Genomic DNA, 17820 nt, shown 5'->3' on the forward strand with positions numbered 1-17820 from the left:
GTAACGCTAAAAATTATTTTTGATCTTCAACATGTAAATAATTCTCTACAACTACCGATTTATTTTTCTTTTCTGTTGGAAAAAAGAAGCTAATAGGTCTCGACTTGAAATGATTCCAAATGGAAACTGTAACAAATCGCAATTCGAATACTGAGATGGCTCTTGAACGAAATGCCAGTCCAAGCGAAAGACTAAAACTCACCATAAAGTTAACCAATCCTATAACACCAATACCAAAAATACCCCAAAATAACATGGAGTTACTTACTGCATAATTCGCACCGTATAATGCCAAAGCAAGGTTTCCGCTACCAAAAGTAATATGTCGAATATCAAGATTCAATCCTAAGAACAAGCCTATAGATGCTGTACTTCCCATGAATATTCCAAACCAGAAATTTGAAATAATCCCAGCCCATTTTTTTCTATATAATTTAGCTAATTTAATCGTCCTATCTTTCCCCAAACTCCTTTTCAGTAAAGGGTGTTCAGTAATTCGGAAATACACTTGATTGTGCTTATCCCTGTTTGCAATACTTCCTGAGATGATTCCTGATAAAAACAAAAATACTCCGGCAATAGCCGCATGAAATATGGATAAAGAATGAATAGGACTCAAATCAATAAGTAACCCTTCCCATTTAGTAGCAGCAATATTATACTGAAACGCATAATCAATACACCAGATTCCAAGTAGTGAAACTGGGAAAGCCATGATTACATTCCCCACAAAAGCGATAAACTGAGAACGAAATACACGTGCAAAAAGAATAGCAAAAGCTTTGTACTTTTCGGCGTCTTTTCCTTTTTTTATGACACCTTCCTCTAACGCTTTAATTAAAGCAGAAGCTGTCATCGCCGGTTGTTTTGTCGCCAGCGTAAAACCTAAAAGATAAATAGCAATAAAACCAAAAGCATAATTCATACTGTACAGAAAAGCATGCCCAAAAAAACTGGTATCAGCTTTAGAAAGTAACACTTTTATAATGCATAAAATCCCTACTATAAATCCTCCTCCTAAAGCCGTCCTAAACATCTTGAAATACTCCTGTTTACTCTCGGTGATATAATGTTCCCCGGTTTTAGCCGTATGTTGCGTTATTTCATAGGAAATGAGTTGGGTGCTTTCGCCAATGAACTTCCTAACATTATTCTTATAGCAATTGTACTTAATTAAGTGCAGAGCCAATAAAATTCCATTATTTTTTTTATCAGTCCCTTTTTCTATAATTAACAACGAAACTAAAAATTTAAGTCGCACTAATTGCTGTCTAATTTTCAATAAATTCTGATTTACACGAAGCGAAATCCCATATTTTGAACTGTTGTGAAATGCTTTCTCCACAAAGTCTTCACATTGCTTATGTAAAACTAATAACTGCGCATAGGACAAATCATCTGGCTTAATAAAATGATTTTCAGAATTCCTGATTCGGTCTTCAATCATGAATAATTCCTTTTCAAAAGCTGTAAAAGGACTTTCGTAATCATCAAATTCCGGCACCATTTTGATAACATCCGTTTCCAAGGCACGACCACTAATGCGTTGCGTGATTAAATCCATTCCAACTAATACTTCCGATAAAACTGAATTAGGTTCAACACTTTCGTAAATTGATTTGAATTTTAAAATTCCATATAATTCTTCCAATTGATTGGATGGAATTTTGTTGATCCAAATGGTATCATTGGCCCTATAAAAAACCTGATTCAGGATATATTCTAAAGTATCTTTTTGGGGTTGATACGGTAAAAATTTAGCGAATATTCTTTTTTTGACTTCAAATATAAAATCTACATCTTGCAGAATAGCCGCATCAGAAAGTATTTTATTGAATTTCTTGTCTTTTAGTATTTCTTTGAGATATATTGAGAATTGTTCCCTGCAAGAATCATTTTCATTAAAGAAGGAAATGATTTCTTGCAAATTGACCGTTTCCAGATTTTTTATTTTCAAAGGTCTTATCTGCCTAATTAATTCGATTAAAGGTTCTAAATTATCATCTGTTTCACGCCACGATTGGCTTTCTCCAAAAAACTTGATTAGTAGTGTTGCAGGTGTTGGCTTAGATTTTACTTTAAAAATTGGCATGTTTAAATTCATTCGGTTTTTGTAAAAATACAAATCGACGCAATAACTTCCATTAACTTATTCATAAAATAACTGTTAACTAGACGCAAACTATGCTTTATACATAATTAACGTATTAAATTTCGTTGCTACGAAAGCAAATTTAAGGTACAATATGATAGCCGCTTTTTATTATACGATTATGACAAAATATAGTAGAGCATTAAAAATAGAAATATTTGATACCTTTGAGTTTCTGAGTTAGTCCAGATAGAAGTGGAAATCTTCGATTGAGAAAAACTATTTTTTCTTTTTAAAAAGAGCGACCTAAGAAGCTCCTTTTTTAAAAATAGAAAAAAAGTTTTATGATTGAGAAATTGAAACGAATAGCTGGAAATTGCTATAAATAATACTTAGATACACTAAAATGATTGAAATAGAAAGAAAATTTTTGGTTACAGACGATTCGTTTAAGACAGCAGCTTTTGTTCAAAATCACATTGCACAAGGCTATTTAAGTTCGGCCCCAGAACGCACGGTGCGAGTACGTATAAAAGGCGAAAAAGGGTATTTGACCATAAAAGGAATTTCAAATGATTCCGGTATGTCCCGTTTTGAGTGGGAAAAAGAAATTCCTGTTACCGAAGCAAAGGAATTATTATTGTTATGTGAAAAAGGTGTTATTGACAAAACCCGTTTTGAGGTAAAACAAGGCAATCATGTTTTTGAGATTGATGAATTTTATGGTGAAAATGAAGGATTAATTGTCGCTGAAATTGAGCTTGGTTCTGAAACGGAATCTTTTGAAAAACCAAGTTGGCTAGGTAAAGAGGTAACAAACATTACCCGTTATTACAATGCTTATTTAAGCACTAATCCATACAAAAACTGGTAATTTAGTTACTTAAAACCGCTATTGTCACCTGCATTCCACCGCTGCTTTTATTGGAGGCAATATCCATAAATGCTCGTTTTGAAAGGTCGATTTCTCTTGATTTAACAAATGGTCCTCTATCAGTAATTTCAACAATCACAGACTTTCCATTTTTTTCATTGGTCACTTTTACTTTTGTACCAAAAGGAAGTTTTTTGTGTGCTGCAGTATATTTGTTATTGTCAAATTTCCTCCCGCTTGTAGTCCGTCTTCCATTAAATTTATCTGCATAATAGGATGCATGTGCTTCTTTTTTATAGATTTTAAATTTTCCTAATGAAGTAATTAAAGAATCTATTTTGTTTTCTTCCAATTCAATAGTTGCTTTACCTTTCTTAAGCGTATCTTTTTGGGTTGCTGCTTTTTGTTTTTCTAAGATTGAACTTTGGCTGCTGACTAAGCTAATAATTGCAAGTAAAAAAAATAATGTTATTGATTTTTTCATATATATTGTATTAGTTAAATCTATTTTACAAAAACCATACCTAGATAAAAAAAGCTCTATTTCTAGAGCTTTAATTGTTTTTTAAAACCAAATTTTCCATGGAATCCTACTTAAAATAAGCACTAATCCTAAACCATAAAAAATAGAGAAAGTTTTGAATTTTGATTCACTAGTTATTAATTTTTTATGCTTGGACCAACCAATTGTAATTAATGTTATGGCAATAATATTGATTAATGAATGCTCTAAAGCTAGCAATCTACTTTCAGTTGTTAATCCACCCATTCCTACTGCTTTTATCATATCTAATCCGTTAGGAGAGACGAAATATAAAATAAAACCAACTAGTAATTGAGTGTGTATGGCTATTAAAGCAAACAATGCAATTTTCCGGTCTTTTGAAGTAAAATCTTTTTTAGAAGACATCCCGATTAAGGAATTAACCACTGCAATTACTAATACTAAAAGTGCTAAATAAGCCCACCCCGAATGAAATTTTTGAATGAAATCGTACATAAATACTGTTTTTGTTTTAACAAATATAAGAAAAAAAGACATAAAAAAACCACGTCTTTCAACGTGGTTTTTAACATTAAATATTTGAATTTATTTTCCAAAAATATATCTCAAAGTAAACTGTGCTTGCCAAACATCAAAAGTTGAAGCATTTTTCTGGAAAGTATCTTTTATTAAAACTCTACTTCCATCAGCCTCTACTTGAGTTGCTAATTTATAAAAAGGAACATTAGCAGCCGTTGTATTATAATTTAAAACATTAGCATTTGTTACTCTTTGTGTAACACCCCAATCTTTATTAATGAAATTGGTAAAGTTCAATATATCAGCTCTAAATTGGAAATTGTTCTTTTTACCAGCAATAGTAATATAAAAATCTTGAGTTGCTGATAAGTCTAATCTATGCAACATAGGCAAAACTCCACCATTTCTTTCAACATACTGACCTCTCCTTGTAGAAAGATATTTATCTTGATTAATGTACTGGTCAAAAGCACTAACTTGCTGTGCTGGTGTATAAACTATAACGTTCCCTGCTGTAGTTCCTCTTAAAGCAGAATTTAAATCCGACGCTATTATACTCGAAAATTGAATATCTGATGCTTTCAATGGGACAAAAATTAAATCATTATTGTTTACTCTGTCACCATTCATGTCACCACCATAAGAATAAGAAAATGGCCCAGATTGTTCTCCAATATACCCTAAGTTGATAGAAGTCGCTGCTCCTACATTTTTACCATATTCAATTTTGTATCCTATGATACCAACCAATCTGTGTGGGGTGTTATTGTTAGATAATGCTAATGGTAAATTGTTATTACCATATACAGATCTAGCGCCAGTCCATGAACCAGAGGCAATAGAGCCAGGAGATAATAAATCATTAGCACTTGAATGTGTGTATGCGAAAGATCCCCAAAGTCCTTTTTTGTAAGGATATTCTAGTTTAAAAGTTGTAGAGTAAAAAGTTCCTCTGTCAGTATTTGTTAAAACAACTGCACTAGATACATTATCATTTATACGAACACCTGCATCGGTACGAGCGTATCTTGGTCTCTTATCAGGACCACTGAAAGTTCCAACCGGTGCATCAAAATTAGTATTGTAATAATGTATTGCATTGATGTTTCTTTGAAAAATCCCTTCGATTGTTCCTACAAAACCAAAAGGAAGTTTTTGATCAACTGCTATATTGGTTTTCCAAACTTGTGGAAATTTAAATTTTTTATCAGTAAATGCCAATTCAAACGTAGTAGGAAGAGTTGGAGTTTGTGGAATAAAATAATCATTAGGATTTGGAGTAAAGCCATACCCGCCTGAAGCTAGTGCTGCTCCACTTACGTCTACAAAACCTGTAAGGACACCATTATTTCCAATAGCATTAGACAAATAAACTGAAGGTGCTCTACCTGTAAATACACCACTACCTCCACGAAGTAATGTACTCGCATCACCTTTTAAGTCTAAGTTGAAACCAACTCTTGGTTCAAACAAATACTGAGTATCTGGCATGTCACCAGTATTAAATTTTTGTCCTTGTCCAAAAGATAAACCTGTAACTGCAGGATTTTCAAGAGCTGTATCAGCAAACCAAACTGCTGTTGCACGAAGTCCTACTGTTAATTTAAACCTGTCGCTCAATTTCATTTCATCTTGAGTGTATAAATCTAATTTATTAGATTTAAATATTTGCAATGGTTCTGCAGCACCTGGTAAAGCAGAATATCTGAATTGAAAACGTGCAGGAAGAGCAGTTGTTGATGGGATTCCTGCTGTGTTTGCAGATTGATTAGCAGCTGCATAAAAGTCAGTAAGTGAATTAAAAGTATAAACACCATTAGAACCTGAGAAAAACAAGTTACTTGATTTGAAATACTCAAAATTAGCTCCAAATAACAATGAATGCTTACCAATAGTTTTAGTCAAATTGTCTGTAAAGTGTAATGTAGAATATGAAAGTTTGTTTCCTTGAGTAAAGGGATCTAAACCTGCTGAAATAAAAGTATTTGAACCATTTAAGATATCAATTGTTGGAAACAAACCACCACCTTGTAAGGCTCTATCTTCAATTTGTTTGTCGTAACCAGCGATAAAATTATTGTACCAAGAATTGCTTAATTTACTATTCAATTCTAAAACAGCTGATCTAGTATTATCTAAAATAACATAACCACTATTCTTGAAAGACATTGCAAGCGGACTTGTTCTTCTATTTCCAAAACCTAATGAATTAGAGTTTGAAGTTAATTCATCCGAATTAGAGTCATGAAAAACGTAACGAGCAGTTAATTGATGATTGTCATTAATATTCCAGTCAAGTCTTGCAAGGAATTTTTTTGAAATTCTCTCCGCATCATAATTTTCCCAAGGACCGGTCGTATAATTGAACTTGTCTTGTAAAAAAGTAGAAAGTGTTTGCATTTGCGCAAAAGTAGGTGCAGAAACCTGAGCACTTGCTTGTGGAGAACCTGTAGATGTCCAAGTTGTAGCTGGGCTTATGTTCTCTAAAGTTTCAAAATTTCCAAAGAAAAATAATTTGTCTTTAATGATTGGCGCTCCTATTCTAGCTCCCCAAATTTTTTCTTCAAATTTCCCAGGAATGATTACGTTATCTCCAGCTTTAGTTCCAATAAAATCTTTTTTATTACTTCTGAATGAATTATAAACTGATCCTTCAACTTCATTTGTTCCACTTTTAGTAACTGCATTTATTCCTGATCCTAAAAATCCTGATTGACGCACATCATAAGGAGCAATACTAACTTGCAATTGTTCTATTGCATCTAAAGAAATAGCTGTTGAGCCTGTTCTACCTCCTGCTTGTGAATCACTACCTAAACCAAAACCATTGTTAAAAACAGATCCATCAATAGTAAAATTGTTTAATCTTGAATCCTGTCCTCCAAAAGTACCATTACTACCTGCATTAGCATTGTACTTTGTAATAGCATTTATTGAACGTGCACCTGTTACGGGTACAGCTGTGATTTCTCTGTTAGAAAATTGCTGAGAAGCTCCAGTTCTTCCTTTATTAAAATTTCCTTTCGATTTTGTAGAAACAATTACTTCGTTCAAAGCATTTGATTCTTCCTCTACAACAATATTCACAGTTAAATTATTCCCTAAAGGAGCATTAATTTCTGTAATTTCTGTAGTTTTATAGCCAACATAAGTTACTTTAACTGTATATGGACCACCTGGTCTAATTCCTTGAACAGCATACCCTCCATTACCATCTGTAGTTGAATAATATTTAGTCCCAGTTGGATTGTGTCGAACCTCAACTGAAGCACCTGGAAGGGTCTCTCCAGAATTTGATTTAACAGTACCAGACATAGCAGAACTAGTAACCTGCGAATGTCCTACAGCTGATAAAAAAATAATCAAAATAAAAATAATTCTTTTCATTTTTGCTTTTTTGTTTAGTTTAAAATATTTGGCAAAAATATAACATTTTTAAGTTAATAAGTTAACACAACGTTAAGAATGGCTTTAATTTTTAGGTGAACATTTCACTTAAAATATTTTTTATAAAATTTTAAGTGAATAATAAAATTTTCAATAACTATACATGCTTTTTATTGAATTATTCACATATAATTTTTAATAATCAACATTAAAAAAAATAACATGAATTTTAAAAAACTACTATAACAGAGCCACTTATCCATAAAAAAGCCCCGATCTAACTAAAATCAAGGCTTTTGAGACTTTTAAACTATTTAAAAGAGGAGTGAAATCGAAATCTCATGAAAAATTCATAAAATTTTAAGAATTAATTTCAAATATCAACACTACTTATTTAGCAAAAAATGATTTAGTAAAAAAGTTGTAGAACTATCATGATTTTTAACCGTTTTAGTATTAATTTCCTCCAAAATAGAATTAGCCAATTGTTTGCCCAATTCCACTCCCCACTGATCAAAACTAAAAATATTCCAGATAATTCCTTGTACAAAAATCTTGTGCTCATACAAAGCTATCAAAGAACCTAAAGTTTTGGGAGATAATTTTTGGATTAGAATAGTATTGGTAGGCTTATTCCCCGCAAAAACTTTAAACGGTAAAAGAAATTTAGCTTTGTCTTCTGAAATACCTTGTTTATCAAATTCAGCCTGAACTTGTTCTCCAGATTTTCCGTGCATTAAAGCTTCTGTCTGTGCAAAAAAGTTGGACATTAGTTTATCATGATGATCATTATCTCCATATAAAGGAGTCACAAAACCAATAAAATCTGCAGGAATTAATTTTGTTCCTTGGTGAATTAACTGAAAAAAAGCATGTTGCGCATTAGTTCCAGGCTCACCCCAAATAATAGTTCCCGTTTGATAATTTACTAACTTCCCATCTCGTCCAACACTTTTACCATTACTTTCCATAGTTCCTTGTTGCAAGTAAGGTGCTAATTTTTGTAAATATTGTGTGTACGGAATCAAGGCTTCACTTTCGGCACCAAAAAAATTATTGTACCAAACACTCAATAAAGCTAATATTACCGGCATATTTTTGTCGAAATCAGCCGTTTTGAAATGTTCGTCCATTTCATTCGCCCCTTCTAACAATTCATCAAAATTATCGTATCCAACTGCTAAACTTATCGTAAGTCCAACGGCACTCCACAAAGAGAATCTCCCCCCAACCCAATCCCACATAGGAAATACATTATCGGGGTTTATCCCAAACTCTGTTACTTTTTGGATATTGGTAGAAACCGCAACAAAATGCTTCGCTACATCTTCTTGAGTAGCTGATTCTAAAAACCATTTTCTGATAGTTTCAGAATTAGTCAAGGTTTCTTGCGTGGTAAACGTTTTAGAAACAATTACAAAGAGAGTCGTTTCTGGATTTAATTTTTTAATAATCTCATTTACATGATCGCCATCAACATTTGAAACAAAATGAACGTTTAGATGATTTTTATAAAATTGTAATGCTTCAACAGCCATAGCAGGACCTAAATCAGAACCTCCAATACCTATATTAACAACATCCGTAAAAGATTTTCCCGTGTAACCAGTTCTTTCACCGGAAGTAACTTCATTCGTAAATGCTTTTATTTTGCTTTTTACTTCATAAATTTCAGAAACTACATTATCGCCATCAACATTTATAATTGCTGATTCTCTGGCTCGTAATGCAGTATGAAGTACGGCTCTATTTTCGGTTTGATTGATTATTGCTCCATCAAAATAATCAGCTATAGCACTTTTAAGCCCTACTTCATCTGCTAATTGCAATAACAACTGAAGTGTTTCCTGAGTGATAATATTTTTTGAATAGTCAATTAAAAAATCATTCCATTTCAAATTGAATTTTTCAGTTCTGTTTGCGTCCAATTGAAATAATTCTTGCATAGAAGCTCTTTGCATTTCATTGTAATGCATTTCAAGTTTCTTCCAAGAGCTCGTTTCTGTAGGGTTTATTGTATTTAAAGCCATTTATTAGGTAGTTTGTAGTATTATTTTAATGTGGCAAAAATACTGAAATTACTTTTAATGCTAAATGAGTTTATGATTATATAACAATTTAGCAGGAAAAACACTAAATAGTAGTCATCCAATAAGCACATCAAGTGTTTCTATTTTTAAACTAAATATTTTTTTTAGTCAATTTATATTATAGAATTATAAATTAGCAACACTGTCTAATTGAAATTTTAACGGAGTTATTTGTTTAATAAAACGACTTTTATTATTCCCGGTCATAGGTTCGCCGGTTGGTAATTTTAACCTCAACGCATCAACCTGTACACCATTTTTCCAAAATCGATAACATACATGGGGACCAGTTGCTAAACCTGTACTTCCTACTAAACCAATAACCTGTCCTTGACTGACACGTTGTCCTCGTCTTACCAATATTTTAGACATGTGCAAGTATTGTGTTGAGTATGTTCCGTTGTGTTTCACTTTTACAAAATTCCCGTTTCCGGCAGTAAAACCACTTTGCTCCACAACTCCGCCTGCTGTTGCAGTAATAGGAGTACCGCGTGGCGCTGCATAATCCGTTCCTTTATGTGCTTTCCATCTGTGCTGAACAGGATGAAATCTACTCGTTGAAAATCGAGAGGATATTCTACTGAATTTTATTGGAGACTTAAGAAAGAAATTTTTCAAGGTTTTTCCATCTTCATCGTAATATTCTATTTTGTCTGAATCCGGATTTTGGGCAAAAGGAAATGCGTAAATAATTTTTCCTTTGTATTCAAAAAAGGAAGCCTCCAGTTCTTCTACTCCGTCATAAACACTATCATTTATGAATCGCTCCGTAAAAGTTATCGCAAAACGATCCCCTTTTTTGAGTTTCATAAAATCGATGGAATATGCGTAAATTTTAGAGATTTTACTCGCCAATGCTCCTTCAATCTTGGCATTGCCTAAGGTTTCTGACAATGATTCTTTCAAAACACCGCCAATGGTGCGACGTTTAATAGTAATGGGTTTTGTTTTTTTATAAACAACAATAGCCGTGTCGCGTAAATCAACTACATAATAGTTTAACGCATCTGGCTGATAGATAAAAACTTGTAAATCATTCTTCTTGTTTTTTGACCGAAGCATTGTAAAAGGCTTGTTTACCTTGATTGTTCTCACATCAAAAGTGTCTTTTACCTTAGCGATAATATCATATACTTCTCGCTCACCAATATTTTGCTCTTCTAGTAAAGTCCCAAAAGTATCTCCCTTTTGTATAGTATCTTGAATGACATTAAAATCAGAATATTTAAACCCAAACTCTATCTTTTTAACTGCTGGTTTTATAATTTCTTTTTCCAGAATCTCTTCAGATTTATTACAAGAAATCAAAGAAAATAATACTATAATTGCTAATAATACTTGTTTCAAACTATGTTTTTTTATTCAAATTATTTTTCTTCTCCCCATTGTGCTAACTCATCTGCCGACCATAATTCCGGAAAAAATATTCTACGTTGGTATTTTGGATGCATGTATTTTTTCCAGTCACTTCCTCCTGTCGCTTCACCATCACCTTTACCGCTCTGATCTATATATTTCTTTGCCGTATTTAAATGTTGCATTACCCAAGTAATATTCACTGTATGGTCATAATGACGCATGGCTAGTATTAACTCTGGATTTTTTTGATCTAAATCTGGAAGTTGTTTGAATTTTTGCCAAATATTTATGGTGTTATATTCTTCCATATGATTTAAGAACATCTTCTTATATTTTCTTTCGAATTCCTCCAATAGATACGATTTTTTACCGGTATGATAATCTTTTCCGGCTGCTTGCCAATACAAATGCTCTAACGCAAATTCATAAGGCGTATTTCTGTCTATTGAATCTCTATAACGGTGATCAATAAGATTTATTAGGTCTGTAGAAGAAAATTCTATTAAACGGTATTGCGCACTTTGAAAACCGCTGGCAGGGGTTAACGTATTTCTAAACTTCATGTATTGATCTACCTCCATTCCATCTCCCATAATACTGAAAGAAGTGGTTAGCATATCAAAATAGCGGCTGATTCTCATTAATCTTTCAGTAAAAAAATCAGTTTGAATATTTTCACAATAAGAAATCTGGCGCATTTCCCAAAGTATCATCTTAAATATCAATTCATTCACCTGATGATACATAATAAAAACCATTTCATCAGGAAGTGTAGTTCTTTGAATTTGCAGATTCAACAAAGCATCTGTTTGGATATAATCCCAATATGTAATTGGTTTTGACCATAATAATCCTTCCAGTTGCGTCTCTGTTTTTTGATTTATTGCTTGGTATTTAATTTCAATTTCTTTTAAAATCTCTTCTGAACTATCAATGTTATTCATTATTTATTTGTTTTAAAAGGATTTTTCAATCCTCTATATGCATCTATATCTGCTTTTATTGAACCTACTGCCAAGCTGGCTTTTATTCTGATAGGTAATTTATTATCATCATCTGAAATCCAAACGGTAAGACTTTCTTGTTCTTTAAAAACACGTCCTGATTGTACCAAAGGTCTAAAAACCATTGTTGATACCACTCCAAATTTAGTTGCAATGTTTTCACGACCAATAAACTTGAGTTTAAACTTTGTCGTTTCATCATCAAAAAACATATCAATCGCAACAGACTCTCCAATTCTTAACTTATCGATTCCAGGATAATTCCTTAGATAATAAAAGGTGGACAAAATGTCTTGTGTGTTCTTAGGAACGTAAATTGTTTTCTCTGTTTTATGTTTGTAATCTTTGACAAGAACTTTATTTGTAGATTGATTAAAAAAGCCTTCTTGGTTTTTAGTATACCCGCCTTCATTAATTTTTCGCACAAACTGGTAGGGGTTTCTGGTATCCTTATCAATATAACTTTCGTATAAATCGTCTACTTTAAAGAAAAATCGTGACATTCCGGTAGTATATCCTCTGCCTACAACATGAAACGTTTTTTTGTTATTTACTGTAGCATCTTTCACCTCTAATGTAGCGTAACCGGCATTTACTATTCCATAATGAATTCGAAATTTAAACCACTCCCCCACATCATAAGCATCCTCTTTTGGAGAATCAAAACTTACAGTCAATATCAATACAAAGAATAGTATTATTTTTTTCATCATTACTTTATTCGTCAATTTATTGACTCTAATAGCAAATTTTGTTCCAAATATATTAAAACAAAAAAACTCAGTCAAATAATGACTGAGTTTTTATGCTATTAACTAACCAAAAAACTATAAACTATGAAATTTATATGAAATCAGGAAGGAAACCACCCCTTCCCTTTTTGCGAGTGCAAAGGTAGCTAACAAATTCAGTTATTTTAGTGAAAAATAAAGTTTAACACAACATTTACAAAAAAACATGCTGTTCATCGGTTATTTTTTCACAATGTGTAAAAATAAGACGTTTCTATAGCGTTCCTCGCAATTGCTGTTCTCTCTCGATTGATTCAAATAGCGCTTTAAAGTTACCTGCACCAAATCCTTTGGCCCCCATTCTTTGTATAATTTCAAAAAACAAGGTTGGTCTGTCTTGTACCGGCTTTGTAAATATTTGCAGTAAATATCCTTCTTCATCGGCATCGACCATAATGGCCAGTTTTTCGATTTCGTTTAAATCTTCTTTCATCATTTTCATGTGCTCTCCCAATCGTTCTGGAATTGCTTCATAATATGTATGTGGAGGAGCAGATAAGAATTCGATTCCTCTTGCTTTCAATTGCGTTACCGTTTTGATAATATCATCTGTTGCAATAGCGATATGTTGAATTCCAGGTCCGCCATAAAAGTCCAAATATTCCTCGATTTGTGATTTTTTCTTTCCTTCGGCAGGTTCATTGATTGGAAATTTAATTCTACCGTTTCCATTAGACATTACTTTACTCATCAATGCCGAATATTCCGTATTGATTTGTTTGTCATCAAAAGAAAGGAAATTTACGAATCCCATTACTTCTTCATAAAACTTAACCCAAGTATTCATTTCGTTCCAACCCACATTTCCAACCATGTGGTCAATGTATTTTAATCCCGTTGGTTCCGGATTGTAATCGGATTTCCATTCCTTATATCCAGGTAAGAAAACACCCGTATAATTTTTTCGTTCCACAAAAATATGCACCGTTTCTCCGTAGGTATAAATTCCGGAACGTACCACTTCTCCAAATTCATCTTTCTCCACAGTAGGCTCCATAAAAGAACGGGCACCGCGTTTCATTGTCTCTTCGTAAGCACTGGTTGCATCTTCTACCCAAAGTGCCGCTACTTTCACTCCGTCACCATGTTTTCTCAAATGTTCATGAATTGGAGAATCCTGAGTTAATGGCGTGGTTAATACAATACGGATCTTATCTTGCTTCAGCACATACGATGTTCTGTCTCTTACTCCAGTTTCTAATCCGGCATACGCCAATGACTGGTAACCGAAAGCTGTTTTATAATAATGTGCGGATTGTTTTGCATTTCCTACGTAGAATTCTACATAATCGGTTCCTAATAACGGAAGGAAATCTTGCGCTCCTTCAAATATTTTTTCTAGTCCGTATTCTACTGATTTTATTTCTTTGCTCATTGTTATTTATTTTTTAATTCGCTACTTCTAGTTTTGGAACGCAAATGACACGGATAAAACAGATGTACACGGATTTATTAATTTTAAAAAAAAGTTATTATTTATTCTAAAGCCCTGCCCGTGATAAAAGTGAAAATCCTTTTTTGAGGTTTTTTTTAACCAAAAAAAAAGATTGTAATCTCGTCTTTTAGGACGAGACAGGAAATAGCTCCTTATTACTCTACCCAAGATTTATAATACTGTCCATCATCCAACCCCATGGCTTCTTCGGTGACCATAAGTGGACGAAATGTATCGACCATTACGGCTAATTCGTGAGTTTCTGTATGACCTATACTACGTTCCATGGCTCCCGGCGCGGGCCCGTGTGGAATGCCTTTTGGATGCAAAGTAATATGTCCTTGCTCGATATTGTTGCGACTCATAAAATCCCCATCTACATAATACAAAACCTCATCACTATCAATATTACTATGATTGTAAGGCGCTGGAATGGCTTTTGGGTGGTAATCGTACAGTCGCGGACAGAACGAACAAACGACGAATGTTGCCGTTTCGAAGGTTTGATGTACCGGTGGCGGCTGGTGCACACGACCTGTTATAGGCTCAAAATTGTGAATGCTGAATCCGTATGGAAAATTATATCCATCCCAACCCACAACATCAAAGGGATGCGTGGCGTAAACGACTTCATGCATCATTCCTTCTTTCTTGATTTTGATTAGAAAGTCTCCTTTTTCATCGTGCGTTTCTAATTCTGTTGGCAAAATGAAGTCGCGCTCGCAAAATGGAGAGTGTTCTAAATGTTGTCCTGATTCGTTTTTATATCTTTTTGGCGTATAAAAAGGGGCAAATGATTCGACATAGAAAAGTCTGTTTTCTGATGTTTCAAAGTCAATTTGGTAAATCATTCCGCGAGGAATAATCAAGTAATCACCATATTCGAAAGGAATATTTCCCATCATCGTGCGCAATTTCCCTTTTCCTTTATGGATGAAAATCATTTCATCAGCATCGGCATTTTTATAGAAATAGCTGCGCAATGATTGTCTTGGTGCAGCTAAGCCTATCGTACAATCTTTATTGACTAACATCGGTTTGCGGCTGTCTAGAAAATCATCTTCGGGCTTCAGCTCAAAGCCTTTTAGTAATAATGATTTTATGTTTTTTCCGATGGCAATTTTAGGCTCAACCGAATAGGATTTTAGAATTTCCTTTACTTGAGTTGGTCTGTGAACGTGATATAATAATGACGAATGACCGTGAAAACCTTCGGTTCCAAAAAGCTGTTCGTAGTATAAACCACCATTTGGTTTTTCAAATTGCGTATGTCTTTTTTGGGGAAAATTTCCCAATTTATGATATAAAGGCATGATTTTTTTTGCTTAAAAGTTAAAGTTTAAAAGTTTAAAGTTTTATCGAACTAAACTTATTTAATTAAATCAAAAAAAATGTAATCTATTCAGGATTCCTCTTGATGAGAAATTGTAGATATGCTAATAAACCGCTCCAAGTTGTTTTCATGATAACAAATATCGGAATTATTATTGAATTAAATTACAATTAAAACATAAACCCAATGCTAAACCAAGTAAATCCTTTTGCATTTTCTGGAGACCAGGAATGTTTTATTTCTATAGGCCCAATTCTTGTTTCTAAACCATAACCTACTGCATAACCTGAATATTTAGGGATTGAAATCCAATCTACCGTTTCGAAAATTCTGTCTCCAACATTAGCATAGTTTGCAGAAAAATTAAAATGATTGTTCTTATAAAACTCATAATCAATAGTTCCTGTTGATTTTATATAACTATTGGCCGCAATGCTCAAATAATCATACCCATAAAAATATTTAAAATTATTTATAGGATTATAACCGTAACCTCCCAAAATAAAATTGAAAAAAGAAACGCTTTCATTACCAAAGGAGAAACCAGCATCTGTATTAAATTTAACTGTAGCATTTTTAAAAAGTGTTGCCGCCACTCCAAAATCAGCTTTTGCAATGGAAAAAGGCTGAAAATCTCCTGTATAATTTGAAGAGACTAAATACGATTGTATGTCCCCTGAGAAATACCATCCTTTTTTAGGGAAATATTTATTATCGAAAGAATCAAATTTCATATAACCAAAAAGACTTAAGTAATTACTGTTGTCAATTACAGGGTCCGTATTCGCTAATGTCTCCGACTTTATTTTCAAATATTTTAATTCAATTCCTCCTCCAATTAAAAATTTCTGAACAAATAGCGATTGAAAATATGCCTGATTTGTCAAGTCGTGAAAATCAACATTGATTGCATTTATACCCAAAGCGCCTAAATCTAAACTGCTTATTTCTTTGGCTACGTTTCTATTAAATTGATTGAACTGCGACTTGAAGCCAAAACTCAAATTAAATCCATTCTCTATATAATAATCTAAATTATACCTGATATTATCTCCCAAAACGATATCCAGAGAAGTTCTGTCATTTTTAAAAAAAGTCTTTTTATGCGTCAGGTTAATCAAAACAGCACTCTTGAATAAATTGTCATAGTGCAGTCCAAATTTTAAATACGTTTTTGAAGGATTTTCTTTTAACGTTAAATTTAAATTATCCCCGTTTTTATTTTTATCTAATGAATAAGATATAGCACTGAAGTTTTGAGTTGCGTTGATATTATTTATTCCCTTCAACAAATCATCATAACAGGTTTTAACTCCTGGTTTAAACCTTAATTTACCTACCACATATTCTTTAGTATAATTATCTAATTCATTGCTATTGATGTCTACAATCTGCAAGCTGTCTGTTGCTAGTTTTAGACTTGGCTTCTTGTAGGGATTGGACTCATCAACCAGCAACTTTATTTGTTCATAAACGGAGAATGTGGCTTCTTCTCCTTTTCTAATGATTTCCTTTCCTTTATCGAAAGATACTACGCCATAATTTTTAATATCCGGCTTTATATAAACATCGGTTTCTTTTACATTTTTCTTCATCCTTTCAATAGATTGAAGATTTGTAATTTGAACCAAAATTCTCGTTGCATCTTTGAGTTGATTTCTGTCTAATAAATCGTCTTGAACATCAACTCCTATGATAATATCCGCGCCTAATTTTCGAACCTCCTCAATTGGATAATTATTAATGACACCACCATCCACCAGCAGTTTTCCGTCAATTTCCACAGGAGAAAATAAAGATGGAAATGCGGAACTGGCAATCATTGCTTGCGCCAAATTCCCTTTATTTAACAGCACTTCTTCTCCAGTTTCAATATTAGTTCCAATACACAAAAAAGGAATCGGAAGTTTATTGAAATCTTTGATATGCCTTACGTTTCTAGTAATCCTACTCAATAAATTATAATTGTACATTCCTTTAGACAATGCTTCCGGAATTCCAATTTTCATTTTATTAAACGGCAAAACGAGCGCGTATAATTCGTCATTTCTTTTTTCGTAAAAATTTTTTGAGGATCTGGGAATAAAATCGTTTAGTAATTCATTGAAATTTGTGGCTTGAAAAATAGAATCAATTTGACTGGCATTATAACCAGAAGCATAAAGACCACCTATAACGGCTCCCATACTTGTTCCGCCGATGTAATCAATCTTGACACCAGCTTCTTCCAACACTTTCAAAACTCCAATATGCGCAAATCCTTTTGCTCCGCCACCACTTAAAACTAAACCAATTTTTGGTTTCTTTTGCTCTTGCGAAAACACAGTCAAACTAGCAAAAACAAGGAGTAACAGCGCAATTTTCTTCATAAACAGCAATTTGGTAGTATTAGAATTTGGCCAGATCAGATAGTATTTGTCCAAATATCAGT

General features: G+C 33.1%; 12 protein-coding genes. 1 reads left to right on the plus strand and 11 read right to left on the minus strand.

Annotation, left to right across the window (positions count from 1 at the left end):
- Positions 1-13 precede the first annotated feature (13 nt).
- Entirely contained in the window at positions 14-2104 is a 2091-nt protein-coding gene (locus tag ACXX80_RS04450; RefSeq protein WP_458552183.1) for a transporter-like protein, read from the minus strand.
- Between the two features lie 394 nt (positions 2105-2498).
- On the opposite strand from ACXX80_RS04450, the gene ACXX80_RS04455 reads away from it, so the two are divergent.
- Complete coding sequence (locus tag ACXX80_RS04455; protein ID WP_458552184.1) at positions 2499-2966, plus strand: CYTH domain-containing protein; 468 nt, start codon at positions 2499-2501, stop codon at positions 2964-2966.
- A gap of 1 nt (position 2967) precedes the next feature.
- On the opposite strand, the gene ACXX80_RS04460 is transcribed toward ACXX80_RS04455, so the two are convergent.
- From ACXX80_RS04460 to ACXX80_RS04505, 10 genes are all read right to left on the minus strand, one after another.
- Positions 2968-3450, minus strand: a complete 483-nt coding sequence (locus ACXX80_RS04460) for a septal ring lytic transglycosylase RlpA family protein (RefSeq protein ID WP_099714122.1) — start codon at positions 3448-3450, stop codon at positions 2968-2970.
- Between the two features lie 81 nt (positions 3451-3531).
- Positions 3532-3966, minus strand: coding sequence for a hypothetical protein (locus ACXX80_RS04465; protein WP_458552185.1), 435 nt, complete (start codon positions 3964-3966; stop codon positions 3532-3534).
- Between the two features lie 90 nt (positions 3967-4056).
- On the minus strand, positions 4057-7377 hold the full coding sequence (locus ACXX80_RS04470; protein ID WP_458552186.1) for a TonB-dependent receptor: 3321 nt from the start codon (positions 7375-7377) through the stop codon (positions 4057-4059).
- Between the two features lie 386 nt (positions 7378-7763).
- Positions 7764-9407, minus strand: coding sequence for a glucose-6-phosphate isomerase (gene pgi, locus ACXX80_RS04475; RefSeq protein WP_458552187.1), 1644 nt, complete (start codon positions 9405-9407; stop codon positions 7764-7766).
- Between the two features lie 186 nt (positions 9408-9593).
- Complete coding sequence (locus ACXX80_RS04480) at positions 9594-10814, minus strand: M23 family metallopeptidase (RefSeq protein WP_458552188.1); 1221 nt, start codon at positions 10812-10814, stop codon at positions 9594-9596.
- A gap of 20 nt (positions 10815-10834) precedes the next feature.
- Positions 10835-11770, minus strand: a complete 936-nt coding sequence (locus ACXX80_RS04485; RefSeq protein ID WP_458552189.1) for a tryptophan 2,3-dioxygenase family protein — start codon at positions 11768-11770, stop codon at positions 10835-10837.
- A complete protein-coding gene (locus ACXX80_RS04490; protein WP_458552190.1) occupies positions 11770-12540 on the minus strand; it encodes a DUF3108 domain-containing protein in 771 nt (256 codons plus the stop codon). The genes ACXX80_RS04485 and ACXX80_RS04490 overlap by 1 nt, the downstream gene beginning before the upstream one ends.
- A gap of 295 nt (positions 12541-12835) precedes the next feature.
- On the minus strand, positions 12836-13996 hold the full coding sequence (gene hppD, locus ACXX80_RS04495) for a 4-hydroxyphenylpyruvate dioxygenase (protein ID WP_458552191.1): 1161 nt from the start codon (positions 13994-13996) through the stop codon (positions 12836-12838).
- 215 nt (positions 13997-14211) lie between these two features.
- Entirely contained in the window at positions 14212-15369 is a 1158-nt protein-coding gene (locus ACXX80_RS04500) for a homogentisate 1,2-dioxygenase (protein WP_458552192.1), read from the minus strand.
- 190 nt (positions 15370-15559) lie between these two features.
- Positions 15560-17758 (minus strand): patatin-like phospholipase family protein, encoded by a 2199-nt coding sequence (locus ACXX80_RS04505; RefSeq protein ID WP_458552193.1) that lies wholly within the window; start codon positions 17756-17758, stop codon positions 15560-15562.
- Between the last annotated feature and the right edge of the window lie 62 nt (positions 17759-17820).

The sequence above is a fragment of the Flavobacterium sp. GNP002 genome, assembly GCF_054343795.1.